The 18,115-nt window shown below is 62.0% G+C and carries 16 protein-coding genes; 3 read left to right on the forward strand and 13 right to left on the reverse strand.

The window, feature by feature from the left end; translation table 11 throughout:
* Positions 1-12: 12 nt before the first annotated feature.
* The 9 genes from AC3RCM_RS01205 to tcyJ all read right to left on the reverse strand — a co-directional run bounded on the left by AC3RCM_RS01205 (position 13) and on the right by tcyJ (position 9,035).
* A complete protein-coding gene (locus tag AC3RCM_RS01205; RefSeq protein WP_010951601.1) occupies positions 13-657 on the reverse strand; it encodes a methionine ABC transporter permease in 645 nt (214 codons plus the stop codon).
* Positions 647-1,756 carry a methionine ABC transporter ATP-binding protein gene (locus AC3RCM_RS01210; RefSeq protein WP_064491762.1) on the reverse strand — a complete coding sequence of 370 codons (1,110 nt, stop codon included), beginning with the start codon at positions 1,754-1,756 and terminating at the stop codon, positions 647-649. The genes AC3RCM_RS01205 and AC3RCM_RS01210 overlap by 11 nt, the downstream gene beginning before the upstream one ends.
* A gap of 1 nt (position 1,757) precedes the next feature.
* Entirely contained in the window at positions 1,758-2,558 is an 801-nt protein-coding gene (locus tag AC3RCM_RS01215) for a MetQ/NlpA family ABC transporter substrate-binding protein (RefSeq protein ID WP_064491763.1), read from the reverse strand.
* Complete coding sequence (locus AC3RCM_RS01220) at positions 2,551-3,936, reverse strand: LLM class flavin-dependent oxidoreductase (RefSeq protein ID WP_064491764.1); 1,386 nt, start codon at positions 3,934-3,936, stop codon at positions 2,551-2,553. Before AC3RCM_RS01220 ends, AC3RCM_RS01215 begins: the two co-directional genes overlap by 8 nt.
* Positions 3,936-5,117: an SfnB family sulfur acquisition oxidoreductase gene (locus AC3RCM_RS01225; protein WP_064491765.1), complete on the reverse strand. Its 1,182-nt coding sequence runs from the start codon at positions 5,115-5,117 to the stop codon at positions 3,936-3,938. The genes AC3RCM_RS01220 and AC3RCM_RS01225 overlap by 1 nt, the downstream gene beginning before the upstream one ends.
* Positions 5,118-5,258: 141 nt before the next feature.
* A complete protein-coding gene (locus tag AC3RCM_RS01230; RefSeq protein WP_129932968.1) occupies positions 5,259-6,500 on the reverse strand; it encodes an SfnB family sulfur acquisition oxidoreductase in 1,242 nt (413 codons plus the stop codon).
* A gap of 314 nt (positions 6,501-6,814) precedes the next feature.
* On the reverse strand, positions 6,815-7,573 hold the full coding sequence (tcyN, locus tag AC3RCM_RS01235) for an L-cystine ABC transporter ATP-binding protein TcyN (protein WP_010951607.1): 759 nt from the start codon (positions 7,571-7,573) through the stop codon (positions 6,815-6,817).
* 2 nt (positions 7,574-7,575) lie between these two features.
* Positions 7,576-8,244, reverse strand: coding sequence for a cystine ABC transporter permease (tcyL, locus tag AC3RCM_RS01240; RefSeq protein WP_003255849.1), 669 nt, complete (start codon positions 8,242-8,244; stop codon positions 7,576-7,578).
* Positions 8,241-9,035 (reverse strand): cystine ABC transporter substrate-binding protein, encoded by a 795-nt coding sequence (gene tcyJ / locus AC3RCM_RS01245; protein WP_003255847.1) that lies wholly within the window; start codon positions 9,033-9,035, stop codon positions 8,241-8,243. Before tcyJ ends, tcyL begins: the two co-directional genes overlap by 4 nt.
* Before the next feature lie 309 nt (positions 9,036-9,344).
* Here tcyJ and epsC point away from each other — a divergent pair, with 309 nt between their 5' ends.
* Entirely contained in the window at positions 9,345-10,277 is a 933-nt protein-coding gene (gene epsC / locus AC3RCM_RS01250; RefSeq protein WP_003255846.1) for a serine O-acetyltransferase EpsC, read from the forward strand.
* A gap of 312 nt (positions 10,278-10,589) precedes the next feature.
* Positions 10,590-12,551 carry a choline transporter BetT gene (betT, locus tag AC3RCM_RS01255; protein ID WP_010951610.1) on the forward strand — a complete coding sequence of 654 codons (1,962 nt, stop codon included), beginning with the start codon at positions 10,590-10,592 and terminating at the stop codon, positions 12,549-12,551.
* Between the two features lie 120 nt (positions 12,552-12,671).
* On the opposite strand, the gene tauD is transcribed toward betT, so the two are convergent.
* The 4 genes from tauD to tauA are packed head-to-tail and all read right to left on the reverse strand — an operon-like array spanning position 12,672 to position 16,163.
* Complete coding sequence (gene tauD / locus AC3RCM_RS01260; RefSeq protein ID WP_492629305.1) at positions 12,672-13,505, reverse strand: taurine dioxygenase; 834 nt, start codon at positions 13,503-13,505, stop codon at positions 12,672-12,674.
* A 48-nt stretch (positions 13,506-13,553) separates the two neighbouring features.
* Complete coding sequence (tauC, locus tag AC3RCM_RS01265; RefSeq protein WP_020191045.1) at positions 13,554-14,393, reverse strand: taurine ABC transporter permease TauC; 840 nt, start codon at positions 14,391-14,393, stop codon at positions 13,554-13,556.
* A complete protein-coding gene (gene tauB, locus AC3RCM_RS01270) occupies positions 14,390-15,178 on the reverse strand; it encodes a taurine ABC transporter ATP-binding subunit (protein ID WP_010951613.1) in 789 nt (262 codons plus the stop codon). The genes tauC and tauB overlap by 4 nt, the downstream gene beginning before the upstream one ends.
* A 13-nt stretch (positions 15,179-15,191) precedes the next feature.
* The gene (gene tauA / locus AC3RCM_RS01275; protein WP_020191047.1) at positions 15,192-16,163 is read right to left on the reverse strand and encodes a taurine ABC transporter substrate-binding protein; all 972 of its coding nucleotides are present in this window, start codon (positions 16,161-16,163) and stop codon (positions 15,192-15,194) included.
* A gap of 474 nt (positions 16,164-16,637) precedes the next feature.
* On the opposite strand from tauA, the gene AC3RCM_RS01280 reads away from it, so the two are divergent.
* Positions 16,638-17,972 (forward strand): OprD family porin, encoded by a 1,335-nt coding sequence (locus AC3RCM_RS01280; RefSeq protein ID WP_492629306.1) that lies wholly within the window; start codon positions 16,638-16,640, stop codon positions 17,970-17,972.
* Positions 17,973-18,115 lie beyond the last annotated feature (143 nt).

Genomic DNA, 18,115 nt, shown 5'->3' on the forward strand with positions numbered 1-18,115 from the left:
AGCCCTCAGATTTCAACGCTTGTTCAAACCCTTCGCCAGGCGGTCCCCGCCCAGCTGGATCAACGCCACTAACGCTACCAGCATGGCGATCACGGTCAGCATGATCTGGCTGTCGAAACGCTGGTAGCCATACCGATAGGCGATATCCCCCAGCCCGCCGGCACCAATCGCCCCGGCCATCGCCGACGAGTTGATCAAGGTCACCAAGGTAATGGTGAAGCCCCCGACGATCCCCGGCAGCGCCTCGGGCAACAGTACATGCCAGACGATGTGCCAGCGCCGGCAGCCCATGGCCTGTGCGGCTTCCACCAGACCATGGTCGACCTCACGCAGGCTGACCTCGGCAATCCGCGCAAAGAACGGTGTGGCGGCAATGGTCAGCGGCACCACTGCCGCCCACACACCATAAGTGGTACCCACCACCAGGCGGGTGAAAGGAATCAGCGCAACCATCAGGATCAGAAACGGAATCGAGCGGAACAGGTTGACGAAGGCGCCCAGCACCCGGTTCAGCAGCCGCGCCTCGAAGATCCCGCCCTTGTCGCTGGTCACCAGCAGCACCGCCATGGGTACACCCACCAGCAGGGCGATCAGTGACGAAACCCCAACCATCAGCAGCGTATCAAGCAAGCCTTCCAGCAGGCGATCAATCCACATGGCCCAATACCTCCACGTCCTCGGCCCAACGGCGGGCACGTTCCAGCAATTGATGGGTGTCGTGCGGCGAGTGTTGCACCGAGAGGATGAGTTGCCCCAAGGCATGTTCGCCGATGGTTTCCACGCCGCCCTGCAGCAGGCGTACACGCCCGCCCAGGTCGTTGAACAGGGCAGACAGCTCTGGCTCGCCAAGCACCGTCAGTTTCAGCACTACGGCGCTGTTGCCGCTCGCCGGGTGGGCCTGGAGGCTGGCTTGCAGTGCGGCGGGTAGCTTGGCCTGCAAAGGGGCGAGCAGGGTGCGGGTAACCTCGTGACGAGGTGAACCAAACACCCGCCAGACCTCGCCCTGCTCGACCACTGCGCCGCGTTCCAGCACCACTACCCGGTGGCAGATGTCGCGAATCACCGCCATTTCGTGGGTGATCAGCACGATGGTCAGCCCCAGGCGCTGGTTGATATCGCGCAGCAGCTCCAGGATCGAGGCGGTGGTTTCCGGGTCCAGCGCCGAGGTGGCCTCGTCGCACAGTAGGATCTCGGGGCTGTGCACCAGTGCCCGGGCAATGCCCACGCGCTGTTTCTGCCCGCCGGACAGTTGCGCCGGGTACACGTGATGTTTTTCCTGCAGGCCGACCAGTTCCAGCAATTCGCGCACTCTGCGCTGGCGCTCGGCCTTGGGCACGCCGGCGACTTTCAAAGGCAATTCGACGTTCTGCCACACGGTCTTGGCCGACATCAGGTTGAAGTGCTGGAAGATCATGCCGATGCGCCGGCGCAGGGCCACAAGGTGGTCCTCATCGAAAAGCGCGATATCCACCTGGTCGATCAATACGCGGCCCTGGCTGGGTTGCTCCAGGCGATTGATGGTGCGCAGCAGTGATGACTTACCGGCGCCGCTGCGGCCGATGATGCCGAAGATCTCGCCATGGCGGATGTTCAAGTCGATGCCTTGCAACGCCGGTTGCGCCTGGCCCGGGTAGGTCTTGCCCAGGCCGATGAAGCGCACGTGGGCTTCATTGACCTCGGGGCGCAGGGCCTGTTCCCTGGCCATTGGCGGCAGTGCTTGGGGTGTAGGCGCCCTGAGCGCGCTGGCCTGGCTCATTTCAGCCTTCCCAGCCGGCTTGGTAGAGCTTGCCGTGAGCTTTGTTCAACGCAGCGCGCACCGCTGGCGAATGCTGGTAGATGTCGACGAACTTGGCCAGGCGTGGATCGTCCTTGCTTTGCGGGCGAATGACGAACTGGATCACGTATTCCTTGTTTTCCAGCCCGTCGAACAGCAACGCCGAGGTGGCATCGAAGGTGTTGGCCAGGCGGATGTAGGCCGGGTAACCCTGCACCAGGTCGGCGTCGTCGTAGGCACGTACCAGTTGCACCGCCTCCACCTGAAGGATCTTCAGCTTTTTAGGGTTGGCGACGATGTCATCCTCGGTGGCCTTGTAGCCCACGCCTGGCTTCAGGGTGATCAACCCGGCCTTGGCCAGCAGCAGCAGGCCACGGCCGCTGTTGATCGGGTCGTTGGCGATGGCCACGCTGGCGCCTTCAGGCAGCTCGGCAAAGCTTTTGTACTTTTTCGAGTACAGGCCAACGTTGTTGATGATGCCCGGGGCGTAAGGCACGAGGTTGAAGCCTGCAGCAGCCTTGGCGTTTTCCAGGAAAGGGATGTGCTGGAAGTAGTTCGCGTCGATGTCGCCGCTGTTGAGGCTGACATTGGGCGCAATCCAGTCGCTGAACTCGATCAGCTTCACTTCCAGGCCTTGCTTGTGGGCTTCTTCAACCGCGGCTTCCAGCGGAATGGCAAAGGCCGAGGTGGTGCCGATCTTCAACGGCTCGGCAGCAAGGGTACCGGCGCACAGGCCGAGGGTGATGGCAATGGCCGCGACGGGCCGGAACAGTTTCTCAAGCATGGTGCAGGGCTCCAGTCGGGGTAGGGGTAAAGCGGTAAGCCGAGCCAGGGTGGTCGGCGGGTAAGTGCGGGTGGTCGGCCTGGAACAGTTTTTCGCGCAGGGTGCCTTCGGTGTAGGCAGTCTTGTAGCGGCCACGCTGCTGAAGTTGCGGGATGACCAGCTCGATGAAGTCCTCGAAGCTCTCCGGGGTGACGGTGCGGGTCAGGTTGAAACCGTCCAGGCCGGTTTCATCGATCCACGCGATCAACTGCTCGGCCACCTGTTCAGGCGCGCCGACCAGGGTTACGTAGCGGCCGCCCAAGGCGTGCTGTTGCAACAGGCGCCGGCGGGTCCAGGCGTTGTCCTGCAACTGGCGCGTGGCTGACTGGATGGCGTTGCCCTGGTTGAAGGCAATGGGTTCGTCCAATTCATAGGCGGCGAAGTCGATGCCAGTGGACGCGGCGAAGTGCGCGACGCCCGCTTCGGCGCTGGCGTGGCGCAGGTACTCGGCATGTTTGGCCTGGGCCAGTTGCTCGGTGGCCGCAACGATCACCGTGATGCCCATGAACACCTTGACCGCCTGCGGGTCGCGGCCGGCGGCCTGGGCGGCCGCGCGAACCTTGTCGACCTGGGCGCGGGTGGCTGCCTTGTCCTGGCCACTGATGAACACGCATTCGGCATGGTTGCCGGCGAAGGCCAGGCCACGCGGCGAGCTGCCGGCCTGGAAAAGCACCGGGGTGCGCTGCGGTGAGGGCTCGCACAGGTGGTAGCCTTCGACCTTGTAGAACTCGCCCTGGTGCTGAACCTTGCGCACCTTGTCGGGCGTAGCATAGACGCGATGCTCGCGGTCGGCGACCACTGCGTCATCGGCCCAGCTGCCTTCCAGCAGCTTGTACAACACCTGCAGGTATTCATCGGCCTGGTCGTAGCGGCGATCATGCTCCGGTTGCTGCGCCAGGCCCATGGCCCGGGCAGCGCTGTCGAGGTAGCCGGTGACAATGTTCCAGCCCACCCGGCCATTGCTCAGGTGGTCGAGTGTGGAAAGGCGCCGGGCGAACAGGTACGGCGCCTCGTAGGTGAGGTTGGCGGTAAGGCCAAAACCCAGGTGACGGGTGACCGCAGCCATGGCGGACACCAGCAGCAGCGGGTCGTTGACTGGCAGCTGGATCGACTCCTTGAGGGTGACGTCCAGTGACTGGCCGTAGATGTCGTAGGTACCGACGATGTCGGCAATGAAAAGCCCGTCGAACAGACCGCGTTCCAGCAGGCGTGCCAGGTTGGTCCAGTAGTCCAGGGTCTTGTACTGGGTTGAAGTGTCCCGTGGGTGGGTCCACAGACCGTGGTTGATGTGCCCGATGCAGTTCATGTTGAAGGCATTGAGCAGAATCTGCTTGGCCATCAGATGGTCCCCCGGCGTGGCGGGTTGGCATCGTTGAGGTAGTAGTTGCCGATGGCGTGGTACTTCCAGCGCACCGGGTCGTGCAGGGTGTGCACGCGAGCGTTGCGCCAGTGGCGGTCGAGGTTGTGTTCGGCCAATGTTGCCTGGCTGCCGCCCAGTTCGAACAGGGTGGTACCGGCGGTGAGGGAAATTTCGGTACTGATGGCGCGTGCTTCGGCCACGGCAATGGAGGCGGCGGCCACGTTGTCGGCAGTGCTGTCGTCGCGGGCGCGGTCGAGGTATTCGCCTGCGCGCTCCAGCAGGGCTTCGGCCGCATGCAAGCGGACCGCCAGATGGCCGAAGCTTTTCAGCGTTAGCGGGTCATCCGTGGCCTTGTCCAGGCCGGAGTCGACCCACGGACGGCTGCGGGTGCGCACGAAGTGCAGGGCGTCTTCATAGGCGGCGCGGGCAATGCCGGTGTCGATGGCGGCATGGAGGATCTGCGCCAGCGGGCCAACCGGGGTGGGGCGCTCGAAGGCGCTCTGGAACGGCACCACGTCGGCTGCGCTGACGTACACGTTATCGAACACCACCGAACCGCTGCCGGTGGTGCGCTGGCCGAAGCCGCTCCAGTCGTCGATCACCTGCAGCCCTTGGCTGTCGGCCTGGACGAAAGCCAACTGCTGTACGCCTTGCTCATCCACGACCGAGGTTGGAATGCGCTGGGCATAGATGGCGCCTGTGGAATAGAACTTGCGCCCGTTGATGCGGAAACCGTCGCCGTCACGGCTCAGGCGGGTGGTGCGCTCGTGGGCGGTCTTGGTGCCCAGCTCGGCCAGGGCATTGCCGAAACGGCGGCCAGCCAGTACCTCGGCGTACAGGCGCTGTTGCTGTTCGGGGCTGCCGTTTACCCGCAGCACTTCCAGACCGTAGAAATGATTCTGCGGAATCTGCCCGAGCGAACCGTCGGCCTGCGCGATACGGGCGATGACCTTGGCCAGGGTGACGTTGGAAACGCCGGCACCGCCGAAGGCTTTGGGCACGCTGATGGCCCAAAGGCCGGAGCGCGTGAACAGTTCGAGTTCGGCCAGCGGCAGGCGGCGCTCGCGGTCGCGCAAGGCGCTGTCGCGGCGCAGTTGCTGGGCGATGTCTTCGGCGACGGCCAGGGCTTGGGCGTCGCTGGTGATGATAGCGATTGTCATGGAGTTCTCCGGGGGCCGCTTTGCGGCCCTTCGCGGGCTTGCCCGCTCCCACAGGTAAAGTGATGCCGGTTCAGGCGGTGACAATCCTGTGGCAGTGGGCAAGCCCGCGAAGGGCTGCGCAGCAGCCCCAAAGGCAGCAAATCAGATCCAGGAATGCCGTGCAGGCAGGGTGCCGTTAAGGTGGTAAGCGCCCACCGCGTGGTACTTCCAGCGCACCGGGTCGTGCAGGGTGTGCACCCGGGCATTTCGCCAGTGGCGGTCGAGGTTGAACTCGGCAAGGGTGGCGCGGCTGCCGGCCAGCTCGAACAGCTTTTCGCTGGCCTGCAGGGCAATCTCGGTGGTCAGCACCTTGGCCTCGGCCACCGCAATCGAGGCCCGTGCCGCGCTGGCTGCGTCGATAGGCGCAGCATTGACCTCGTCGAGTACCCGAGCAGCTTTGCGCAGCAGCGCTTCGGCGGCGTGCAGCTCGAGTTTCAGGCGGCCGATGTCGGCAATTACATAAGGGTCGTCACTGGCACGGTCGACGTTGGCTTCAATCCACGGCCGGGACTTTTCGCGCACGAACGTGATCGCATCATCGATAGCCGCTTCGGCGATGCCGGCGTCGATCGCCGCCTGGATCAGCTGCGAAGCGGCGCCCTGAATGTTGGGGATATCGCGCTGGCGCCAGTTGTCGATCACCAGTTCCGCGTCAACCGGCACCTGGTCCAGCAGCACGGTACCGCTGGCGGTGGTGCGCTGGCCGAACCCGGACCAGTCATCGACAATGCGCAACCCCGGGCTTCCCCGGCGCACGAATGCCAGGCGCTGGCGGCCTTCATCGTCTAGGGCTTTTACCGCCACCCAATGGGCGAACAAGGCACCGGTGGAGTAGAACTTCTCGCCACTTATGCGGTAGCTGTCGCCGGCGCGCGTGATTCGGGCCTTGAGGGTGAGGGTATCCTTGGTGCCACGTTCAGGCCCGGCATTGCCGATGCGCCAGCCGTCGAGCACGCTGCGGAAGATCAGCGCTTGTTGCGCCTCGCTGGCCGTCAGGCGCAGCAGTTGCAGCATGCCGAACTGGTTCTGCGGGATCTGCCCCAGGGCGGGGTCGGCGGCGCTGATCAGGCGGAACACTTCGGCGACGGTTGCGAACGACACGTCGGGGCCACCGTAGGCCTTGGGTACGGTGATGCTGCCCAGACCGCTGCGGGTAAACAGTTCGATTTCGGCCCAGGGCAGTTTGCGTTGCTGGTCGCGCCGGGCAGCTTGCTCACGGGCGACCTCGGCCAGCTCGCGGGCCGCTTGCAGGGCTTCGGCGTCGTTGCGCAATACCTTGGCCGGCAGCAGCGGGGGCGAGCTGTCGAGATCGCTATGGAATTGGGTGTTGGCTTGGCTGGGCATCAGTGCCGCTCCTTGGCTGCACTCAATGCCCTGGCGTTACGCACTGGGGTGATTGTGATCCTGACCATTCCTGACCTCACAAAATAGTTATGTCGCTACAGCTGATCGCGACAGACGTGTGCTGGTCCGGTGGTCCGGTATATATACCCTAATGATTTATAAAAATTTTATGAACTAACTTTTTGGAATATTTATAGAAGGGGGATTTGTTACAGAGGTGCCGGGCTCTTCGCGGGTAAACCCGCTCCTACACACATGCCTCAAGATCTGTGCACTGTAGGAGCGGGTTTACCCGCGAATGGGCCGGAACAGGTTTACTCTGAGGCCGCAGTCCCGAGGAACTTGCGCAAGAACTGCCGCGTACGCTCTTCCTTCGGCGCTGCAAACAGGGCCTTGGCCTCGCCCTGCTCCACGATCACGCCCTTGTCGAAGAAGATCACCCGGTTCGCCACGTCCCGGGCAAAGCTCATCTCGTGGGTGACGATGATCATGGTGCGCTTTTCCTCGGCCAGGCCGCGGATGGTCGCCAGTACTTCACCGACCAGCTCCGGGTCCAGCGCCGAGGTCGGTTCGTCGAACAGGATTACCTCCGGTTCCATGGCCAGGGCACGGGCGATGGCCACGCGTTGCTGCTGGCCGCCGGACAGGCGCCGTGGGTAGGCGTCTTCCTTGCCCGCCAGGCCGACTTTGGCCAGCAGGCGCCGGCCAAGCTCGATGGCCTGCTCGCGAGGCGTCTTCTTGACGATCACCGGCCCCTCGATCACGTTCTCCAGGGCGGTGCGGTGGGGGAACAGGTTGAAGTTCTGGAACACGAACCCGGCCTGCTGGCGCAGACGGCGAATCGCACTCTGCTGCCCGCCCAAAGGTCGGTTGGCATCGATGCTGATGGCGCCGATCTGGATCTGCCCGGCATCGGGGGTTTCCAGCAGGTTAAGGCAGCGCAGGAAGGTGGTTTTGCCCGAGCCACTGGGGCCGATGATGGCCACCACTTCACCGGGCTGCACGGTCAGGTCGATACCGTTGAGCACGGTCTGGCCCTTGAACCGCTTGGTCAGGCCTTTGACTTCAATCATGCTCAATGCTCCTGGTCATGCTGGTTGACCCGCGCTTCCATGCGGTTCTGGAAGTGCGCAAGGATGCTGCACAGCACCCAGTAGATGACCGCGACCGCCACGTACATGGTGAACACTTCGAACGTGCGCGCAGTAATCAGCTGGGCTTGGCGGAACAGCTCGGGCACCTGGATGGTCGCCGCCAGGGCGGTGTCCTTTACCAGCGAGATGAAGCTGTTGCCCAGCGGTGGCAACGCGGTGCGCAAGGCCTGTGGCAGGATCGCGCGGCGCATGGCTTGCACGCGGGTCATGCCGATGCTGGCGGCTGCTTCCCACTGGCCCCGGTCGATCGAGGAAATGGCTGCGCGCAGGATCTCGCAGATGTAGGCCGCCATGTTCAGCGACAGGCCGATCAGCGAAGCGGGGATTGGGTCGAGCTCGATGCCGATTTGCGGCATGCCGAAATAGATGACGAACAGCTGCACCAGCAGCGGCGTGCCGCGGAAGAACGACACGTAGACCCGCGCCAGCCAGTTCAGCGGCAGAATCTTCGACAGCCGCATCAGCGCCAGGGCAAAGCCCAGCACCAGACCGAAGAACATGCCGCCGACACTGAGCAGCACCGTATAACCCGCGCCCTTCAGCAGGAAGGGCGCGGAGTCGACAACGAGTTGCAGGCTTTCAGCGATCATTTGGTGACATCGGCACCGAAGTACTTCTCGGACAGCTTGGCCAGCGTGCCGTCAGCTTTTAGCTTGTCGATGGCCTTGTTGATAGCTGCCAACAGTTCCGGCTCACCTTTGCGCAGGGCCACGCCGCTTTCCAGGCGCGAGAAGGCATCGCCAGCAAGTTGGGTGTCCTTGGCTTTTTGCGCGTATTCCAGCGCGGCCAGGCGGTCGATCAGGATGGCGTCGATGCGGCCGTTGCGCAGGTCAGCGAACTTGCTTGGGTCATCTTCATAGGTGCGCACATCGGCTTGTGGCACGTCCTTTTTCACCCACTGCTCGTAGTTGGTGCCAAGGCCTACGCCGACCTTTTTGCCGGCCAGGTCCTGTGCGCCCTTGATGTTCAGCTGCTCGGCTTTCTTCTTCAGGATCAGTGCCTGGATGCCGGAGACAGTGTAGGGCTCGGAGAAGTCGTACTTTTTCTTGCGCTCTTCGGAAATGGTCACCTGATTGACCACTACATCCAGGCGTTTGGATTCCAGTGCGGCGAGGATGCCGTCCCACTTGGTCGGCTGGATCTTGGCCTTGACCCCCAGCTCCTTGGCCAGCAGCTCGGACAGCTCCACTTCGAAGCCGGTCAGTTTGCCGTTTTCGTCCTGGAAGCTGAATGGCGGGTAGGTGCCCTCGAGGCCGACGTTGATGACGCCCTTTTCCTGGATGGTCTTCAATTGCTCGCCAGCGAAAGCCTGACTGAGCAGGCCGGCACCCAGCAGGAGGGCCAGGCTGGCGTTGAGTAGCGGTTTGGCGAATTTCGACATGGCAGAGCCCCGCGCTTGTTGTCTAGGTAGTGAGGTGGCGACTATAGGGTTGGCTGATTAGGCCGGGAAATACTAAAAAATAACTTTAATATTCCCTTTTTTGATTTTTGCCAGGTGCCGGCTGCTTTGAGGGTAGGCGACGATACCCACTCCGTCATCGCGGCTTATGCCTGACTTAGCGCAGGATGGAATAAAGCGTTGTTTTTTCCAAGCCTCGGATTTGCCGTAAAGTGGATTGCATGCAGGCAGGTTCGGCCCTTTCGCGGGCCTGGCAACAAAATCAGATGGCCTATACGGCAGGAGAAAACCGTGAGCGAACAACCTTCATCCGCGCATTGGCAGTTGCAGAGCATTGTCACTGGCCTGCGCGGAGCCCGTGAGCAATGGCGCACCCGCAATGGCCGCAGTATTGGCGAGCAGGGCGGGCGCGAGCTGCCGTCGCGCGAAGCGATGAGACAGATTCTGGAGCAACTGTGCGGGGCGCTGTTCCCCATGCGCCTGGGGCCAGTCGACCTGCGCGAAGAAAGTGAAGACTTCTACGTCGGCCATACCCTGGATGCCGCGCTGACCGCCTTGCTGGCCCAGGCTCGTCTTGAACTTCGCTACGCAGCACGGCAAAGCAAGGCTGAGCTGGCGGGCGTCGACGCCCGTGCGCTGAGCCTGATCCAGGGCTTTGCAGCTGCGCTGCCGGAACTGCGCGTTCTGCTCGACACCGATGTGCTGGCCGCCTACCACGGCGACCCGGCAGCGCGCAGCGTCGATGAAGTGCTGCTGTGCTACCCGGGCATCCTGGCGATTATCCACCACCGGCTGGCACACCACCTGTACAAGGCTGGGCTGCCGCTGCTGGCGCGGATCAGTTCGGAGCTGGCGCATTCGGCCACCGGTATCGACATTCACCCCGGGGCGCAGATCGGCCCGAGCTTCTTCATCGATCATGGTACGGGTGTGGTGATTGGTGAAACCGCGATCATCGGCGAGCGCGTGCGCATCTACCAGGCGGTGACTTTGGGCGCCAAGCGTTTCCCCAGCGATGAGTCGGGTACGCTGCATAAAGGCCTGCCACGCCACCCGATCGTCGAGGACGATGTGGTGATCTATGCCGGGGCCACGGTGCTGGGGCGTATTACCATCGGCAAGGGTTCGACCATTGGCGGTAATGTGTGGCTGACTCGCAGTGTGCCGGCTGAAAGCAACATTACTCAGGCCAACCTGCAGCTGGATTGCCAGGACAAGAACTGATCCCGCATTGCAATTGCCTGTGCTGGCCTCTTCGCGGGCAAGCCCGCTCCTACAAAGAACATACCAATGTAGGGGAGGGCTAACCCGCGAAGAGGCCGGAACAGGACGACACCAATCAGCGCCCCAATTCGCATTGAAATCCGATCCATGTTTAACTTGAACGCTTGTTCAATGAAAAAACGCTGGTCCGCTGCCGGTGTTCAACAGGAGGATTCCTTTGCTGAACCCGTTCATTCCGAACCTCACGTCATTCGACGAGGTGCACGCCCTATGAGTGCACCGAACCCTTCCCTTGCCAATGGCAAGATCCGCATGAACCCCCCGGTGTTCTACTTTGCGGCGAGTTTCATCCTCATCTTTGGCCTGGTAGTCATCTCCAACCCGCAAGCCGCAGGTGACTGGTTGCTGGCGGCGCAGAACTGGGCGGCCAACACGGTCGGCTGGTACTACATGCTGGCGATGACGCTGTACCTGGTCTTCGTGGTGGTCACCGCCTTGTCTGGCTACGGCAAGATCAAACTCGGTGCCGACCACGACGAACCCGAGTTCAGCTACCTGTCGTGGGCCGGCATGCTGTTCGCCGCCGGCATCAGCATCACGCTGTTCTTCTTCTGTGTCTCCGAACCGCTGACCCACATGCTGCAACCGCCCCAAGGCGAAGCCGGCACGGTCGAGGCCGGGCGCCAGGCGATGCAGATCCTGTTCCTGCACTGGGGCCTGCATGGCTGGGGGGTGTTCGCCTTCGTCGGCATGGCATTGGCCTATTTCGCCTACCGGCACAACCTGCCGCTGGCCCTGCGTTCGGCGCTGTACCCGCTGATTGGCAAGCGCATCAACGGCCCGATCGGTTATGCGGTGGATGGCTTCGGCATCATCGCCACGGTGTTCGGCCTGGGCGCCGACATGGGCTTTGGGGTGCTGCATCTGAACGCCGGTCTGGACTACCTGTTCGGTATCAGCCACAGCCAGTGGGTGCAGGTGATCCTCATCACCCTGATGATGGGCGCGGCTGTGGCCGTAGCCGTGGCCGGGGTGGAGAAGGGGGTGCGGGTGATGAGCGATATCAACCTGTTCCTGGCCTGTGCGCTGCTGCTGTTCGTGCTGTTCGCCGGGCCTACCCAGCACCTGTTCAACACGCTGATCCAGAACCTGGGCGACTACCTGGGTGCGTTGCCGCGCAAGAGCTTCGACGTGTATGCCTATGGTGAAAACCGTGGCTGGCTGGGCGGCTGGACCGTGTTCTACTGGGCCTGGTGGATTGCCTGGGCGCCGTTCGTGGGCCTGTTCATCGCCCGCATCTCCCGTGGCCGTACCATCCGCGAGTTCGTCTTTGGCGTGCTGCTGATTCCGCTGGGCTTCACCCTGGCGTGGATGTCGATCTTCGGCAACAGCGCCCTGGACCAGGTGATCAACCACGGCATGACCGCACTGGGTCAGTCGGCGTTGGACAACCCGTCGATGAGCCTGTACCTGCTGCTGGAAACCTACCCCTGGAGCAAGGCAGTGATCGCCACCACGGTGTTCATCAGCTTCGTGTTCTTCGTCACCTCGGCCGACTCGGGCACCGTGGTGCTGTCGACCTTGTCGGCCAAGGGCGGTGACGCTGATGAAGATGGGCCGAACTGGCTGCGTATCTTTTGGGGGGCGATGACTGCACTGATCACCAGTGCGCTGTTGTTCGCTGGCAGCATCGATTCGCTGAAGTCGGCAGTGGTACTGACGTCGCTGCCGTTCTCGCTCATTCTGCTGTGCATGATGTGGGGGCTGCACAAGGCGTTCTACCTGGAGTCGCAGCGGCAGATCGCGCAGATGCACTCGCTGGCCCCGTTCGCCCAGTCACGTCGCGGCCGTGGCGGCTGGCGCCAGCGCCTGAGCCAGGCGGTGCACTTCCCGTCGCGTGATGAGGTGTACCGCTTCATGGATGATGTGGTGCGCCCGGCGATTGCCGATGTGCGTGAAGTGTTCGAGCAGAAAGGCCTGGTACTGATTACCCAGGACGACCCTAGCCATGACAACGTCAGCCTGAAGATTGGCCATGGCGAGGAACAGCCGTTCATTTACCAGGTGCAGATGCGTGGCTATTTCACGCCATCGTTCGCCTTGGGGGGGCTGGGTACGCAGGAGTTGAAGAACCGCCGCTATTACCGGGCGGAGGTGCACCTGAGCGAAGGCAGCCAGAACTATGACCTGGTGGGCTACAGCAAGGAGCAGATCATCAACGACATCCTCGACCAGTACGAGCGGCACATGCAGTACCTGCACCTGGTCCGCTGAGCAAGCTCTCCTGTCCTGGCCTCTTCGCGGGCTTGCCCGCTCCCACATGCACGGCACCGGTTTCGAACCCTGTGTTGTACCTGCGGGAGCGGCCCGCGAAGAGGTCAGGACGGGCAACCGCTAGAAGGGTGCATCCCCAAGGATGGTTGCCCGGTGCATCACCCGCCGGTTCGGTCGGTAATCATCCACCGCAAAATGCTGGGTCACGCGGTTGTCCCAGAACGCCACGTCATTCTCCTGCCAACGCCAGCGAATGCTGAACTCCGGTCGCGTCGCATGGGCGAACAGCAGCCTCAGCAGCGCATCGCTTTCCAGTTCGCTCAGTTCATTGATGCGTGTAGTGAACCCTTCATTGACGAACAACGCCTTGCGCCCGCTCACCGGATGCGTGCGCACCACCGGGTGCGACAGCGGCGGGTTGTTGCGCCGGGTGGCCTCCCAGCGCGCCAGGTCTTGCGGCGTGGTGCCAAAGCGCTCCAGCGGGAACGACTTGGTGAAGTCGTGGGTAGCGGTCAGCCCGTCCAGCATTTCACGCAGCGGCGCCGACAAGGCCTCGAAGGCCGCAATGCCGCTGGCCCAAAGGGTATCACCACCGTAAGCAGGCAATTGCTTGGCGCTGAGTACCGCGCCCAGTGCCGGGGTCGGCAAAAAGGTCACGTCGGTGTGCCACACTGCGTTGTCGCGCACATCGGTAACCGCCGTGTCGAGCACCAGCACCTGTGGGGTGTCTGGCACGTTGGGGTAAATCGGGTGGATGTGCAGGTCGCCGAAGCGTGCGGCAAAGCGCGCCTGCTGTTCCGGGTTGATCGGCTGGTCGCGGAGGAACAGCACCTGGTGCTGGAGCAGTGCCTGTTCGATGGCATCGCGCTCTTCTGTGCTGATATCGCGGCTGATGTCCACGCCGCTGATCTGGGCGCCGAGTGCGGGGCTTAGGGGAGTGATGGTCAGGCTCATGTCGGTCTCTTCAATCGGGCGCCAGCGTGCTGGCGTGGACAATGGAGTTCAGTGAATCTGCCCATGCCAGGGCACCAGCTTGCGTTGCAGGGCACGCAGGCTCATTTCCAGAGCGAAGGCGATCAGGGCGATCAGCAGGATGCCCAGCACCACCACGTCGGTGACCAGAAACTGCGCCGCCGACTGCACCATGAAGCCCAGGCCGCTGGTGGCGGCGATCAGTTCGGCGGCCACCAGGGTCGACCAGCCGACCCCCAGGCCAATGCGGATGCCGGTAAGGATGTCTGGCAAAGCACTGGGCAAAATGACGTGGCGGATCAGTTGGGCCTTGGTTGCGCCCAGCGACTGCGCCGCCCGCAGCTTGGCCGGGTCTACCGTGCGCACACCGGTGGCTGTGGCAATGGCGATGGGGGCGAAGATTGCCAGGTAGATCAGCAGCACTTTCGACAGCTCGCCGATACCGCACCAGATGACGATCAGTGGCAGGTAGGCCAGCGGCGGGATGGGCCGGTAGAACTCGATCAGCGGGTCGAGAATGCCGCGGGCAACGCGGTTGTAGCCGATGGCGATGCCGACTGGTATTGCGGTCAGGGTCGCAGCCACCAGCGCCAGGCCGATGCGACCCAGGCTTGCGCTCAGGTGCTGCCACAGGCTGGCATCCATGTAGCCTTGGGTCAGCAAGGTCCATGCCTTGGTCAGGATGTCGCCGGGCGAGGGCAGGAACAGGGGCTCTACCCAGCCGGCGGCCGTCACCAGCCACCAGACCAGTAGCAGGCTGGCCAGGGTCAGGGTGCTGATCCAGCGGGTAGACAGCGGGCGGCGTAGCGTGGCGGCTGGCCGGGTTTGGGCGTCGTGTTTGCCGGCGACCGGCAGGTCCAGGCTGCTCATGCGCGCTCCTGCAGGCTTTGGCGTTGGGAAAACACCCGCGCCAGCACATGCTCGCGGGTTTCGATGAACGCTGGGTCGGACTTGATGGCCCGGGCCGATTCGCCAGCGGCATAGCGCTGGCCGAAGTTCAGCTGCAGGCGTTCCACTACGCGTCCCGGGTTGGGTGCCAGCAGTACCAGTTCGCTGGCGAGGAACACCGCTTCTTCGATGTCGTGGGTAATCAGGAACACCGGCTTGGCGGTGCGTTGCCAAACTTGCAATAGCAGCTCTTGCATCTGCTCACGGGTGAAGGCATCGAGGGCACCGAACGGTTCATCCATCAGCAATACCCGAGGGTCGGCCGCCAGCGCCCGGGCAAGGCCCACGCGCTGCTTCTGGCCACCGGACAATTGCCAGATGCGCCGTTCGCCGAAGCCATCGAGGTCGACCAGGGTGAGCATTTCGCGGGCCTTGGCCTCACGCTGGGCGCGGGGTACGCCGGCCAGTTCGAGGCCGAAGGCGACATTGCCCAGCACGTTCTGCCATGGCAGCAGGGCATCGTCCTGGAACACCACGCCGCGTTCTGCACCGGGGCCTTGCACCGGCACACCATCGAGGGTGATGTGACCGCCACTGGGGGCGACGAAGCCGGCGATCAGGTTGAGCAGTGAGGTCTTGCCGCTGCCGGAAGGCCCCAGGGCCACCAGCAGTTGGCGTGGCCCCAGGCTCAGGTTGATATCGGCCAGCACCGGGGTGCTGGCGCCTGGGTACTGTGCGCTGATGCGCTCCAGCTCGAGCAAGGCCATGACGGGCTCCGGATCAGTTTGGAAGGAACTTGGCGCTGACGTACGGCGAGTAGTCCGGCAGCACTGCTTCGACTTTGCCTTGCTGTTTGAGGAAGTTGGCGGTGTCCGTCAGCGCCTGGGTGGTCGGCGCGCCCAGGGCGTGGGCCTGGTCAGCGGCCAGCGGGTAGACGTTGCCCTCCAGCAGCACCGGGATGTCGCTGGCCTTGGCACCGGACAGCTTCACCAGCTTGTCTACGTTGCCCTTGTCGGCCAGCCAGGCTTTTGGGTCCTTGCGGTAGTCGGCGTAGGCATCGAGGGTGACTTTGGCAAAGGCCTTGACCACATCAGGGTGTTTCTCGGCGAAGTCCTTGCGCACGATCCAGGCATCGAAGGTAGGCGCGCCTTTCTGCGCCAGTTCACCGGAGGTAATCAGTACCTTGCCGTTTTCCTTGGCCACGCCCAGGGCCGGATCCCACACGTAGGTCGCATCGATGTCGCCGCGCTTCCAGGCGGCAATGATGGCCGGCGGCGCCAGGTTGAGAATCTGTACCTTGGAAGGGTCGATATTCCAGCTTTTCAGTGCGGCCAGCAGGCTGTAATGGCCGGTGGATACGAACGGGACGGCGACCTTCTTGCCGATCAGGTCTTGCGGCGACTTGATGCTGTCACGGGCCACCAACGCTTCACCCGCGCCAATCTGGGTGGCGATGAGGAAGGTTTCAACCGGCAGCTTGCGGGTGGCGGCAGCGGCCAGCGGGCTGGAGCCCAGGTAGCCGATCTGCACGTCGCCGCTGGCCACGGCAGTGATCACGTCTGCGCCGTTATCAAATTTGCGCCAGTCGATGCTGGCCTTGCTGGCTTTTTCGTAGTCGCCATCGACCTGTGCCACTTTGGCCGGGTCGACAGTGGTCTGGTAGGCCACTGTCAGGTCGGCTGCCTGGGCCAACCAGCTGGTGCTGGCGAGGGTCAGGGCAGCGAACAGGCGCAGCGGAGCGTGCGGGATCATGGTTGAACCTCTCGTCAGGCAAGTCGGGTTGGATGACGAGAAGGCTAAATGATCTAAGAAAATTAAAATAAATAACTTTTTTGCATTAGCTTAGGAGCCAAACGCTTTAAAGCCATGACCCCTGACGAAGCCAGAGGTGCCTGCAAGACCCTATAGAACGATTTGGCATTAGGTTATGAGCAAACGTTTGCAAATAACCAAAAGCTATTAGAAGATTCTCTGCTACAACGGATGGCAGTAAAGGTTCCTAATATATTCCTTAAAAGTCTTACAAATTCATAAAACAGTCATTTTGGATTTATAGGATTGTCATTATCCTGTAGCGCAGGTGGCGTCTTAGACCAAAGTCGCGAAACGTTTAGAAACGATTGACTTAACGGTCACGCTTTGGGACTAAATCGCCCATCCCGGTGAGCGGGGCATCAGACCCCTCCGCCAGAGATACACAAAAATTAGAACGTAGAGGAGCAAAACATGTACAAGTCCAGCCTGGCTCTGGCCGTGGCACTGGGGGTTCTCGCCCAACAAGCAGGCGCTGCCGGTTTCGTTGAGGACAGCAAGCTGTCGCTCAGCTCGCGCACCATGTACTTCAACGATGACAACCGCGAAAGCGGTATTGACCAGAAAGAAAGTGGTCAGGGTTTCAAGCTCGACTACCTGTCTGGCTTCACTCAAGGCACCGTAGGCTTTGGTGTTGATGTTCAAGCGCTGTGGGGCATTCACCTGGATGGTGGCCGTGGTAGCCGTCAAGATGCCAACAACACGTTCTTCCCGAGTGACTCCGATGGTTCGGCAGTCCACGACTGGGCACGCATTGGTGGTAACGCCAAGGCTCGCTTCTCCAAAACCGAGGTCCACTACGGTAGCGCCCTGGCGCCTATGCTGCCGATCCTGGTCTCCAACGATGGTCGTCTGCTTCCGCAGACCTTCGAGGGTGGCACCCTCCAGTCGAAGGAAATCGACAACCTGACCATAAACGCGGGTCAACTGACCCACGCCATGGGTCGTGCTTCGAGCAACCGTACCGGTCTCTCCGTTTCCGGCGCCTTCCGCGACAGCAACAAGTTCCAGTTCGCCGGCGGTGATTACAAGCTCACCCCAGACCTGACCCTGCAGTACTACTACTCGAACCTGGAAGACTTCTACAAGCAGCACTTCCTGGGTGCGACCCACGTATTCAAGATTGCCGACAACCAGTCGTTCAAGACTGACCTGCGCTACTTCGACAGCAGCAGCGACGGCAAGAATGGCCAGACTGGCTATGCCTTCGACAACAACAATGGCTATGCGAAGAACTCGGGCGAGGTCGACAACAAGACCTGGAGCGCCATGTTCACCTACACCCTGGGTGGCCACGCGCTGATGCTCGGTCACCAGCAAGTGGGTGATGATGGTGGTTTCGTCTGGCTGAACCAAGGTAGCGTCCGTAAAGACGGCTCCACTTCCTCTCTGGAAGGTAACGGCGGCGCGAGCTTCTACCTGTTCACCGATAGCATGATCAACCAGTTTGCCCGCGCCGGTGAGAATACAACCTTTGGTCAGTACTCCTATGACTTTGCGGCTCTGGGTGTTCCAGGCCTGAAGGCTTCGGTGTCCTACCTGCGTGGTGATGATGTTCGCAACAGGTCGGGTGACGGCACCTACAACGAATGGGAACGTGACGCCCGCGTCGACTACACCCTTCAGGAAGGCGCTCTCAAAGGCCTGGGCTTCAGCCTGCGTCAAGGTGTCTACCGTGGTAGCGGCGAAAGCGCCCTGGACAAAGACCAGACTCGCTTCATCGTGAACTACACTTACAACTTCCTGTAAGCGGTAGCTGAACAAGAAGCCTCGCGTGATGCGAGGCTTTTTTGTGCCTGTAAATTGGTATGCGTTATGGTTATAAATAAATTGTTATTTATTCTTTTTGTTTTTAATCGATTGCAGGCACATTGAACCCATACGGTACAGAA

The organism is Pseudomonas sp. GW823-FHT05G12, assembly GCF_058795575.1.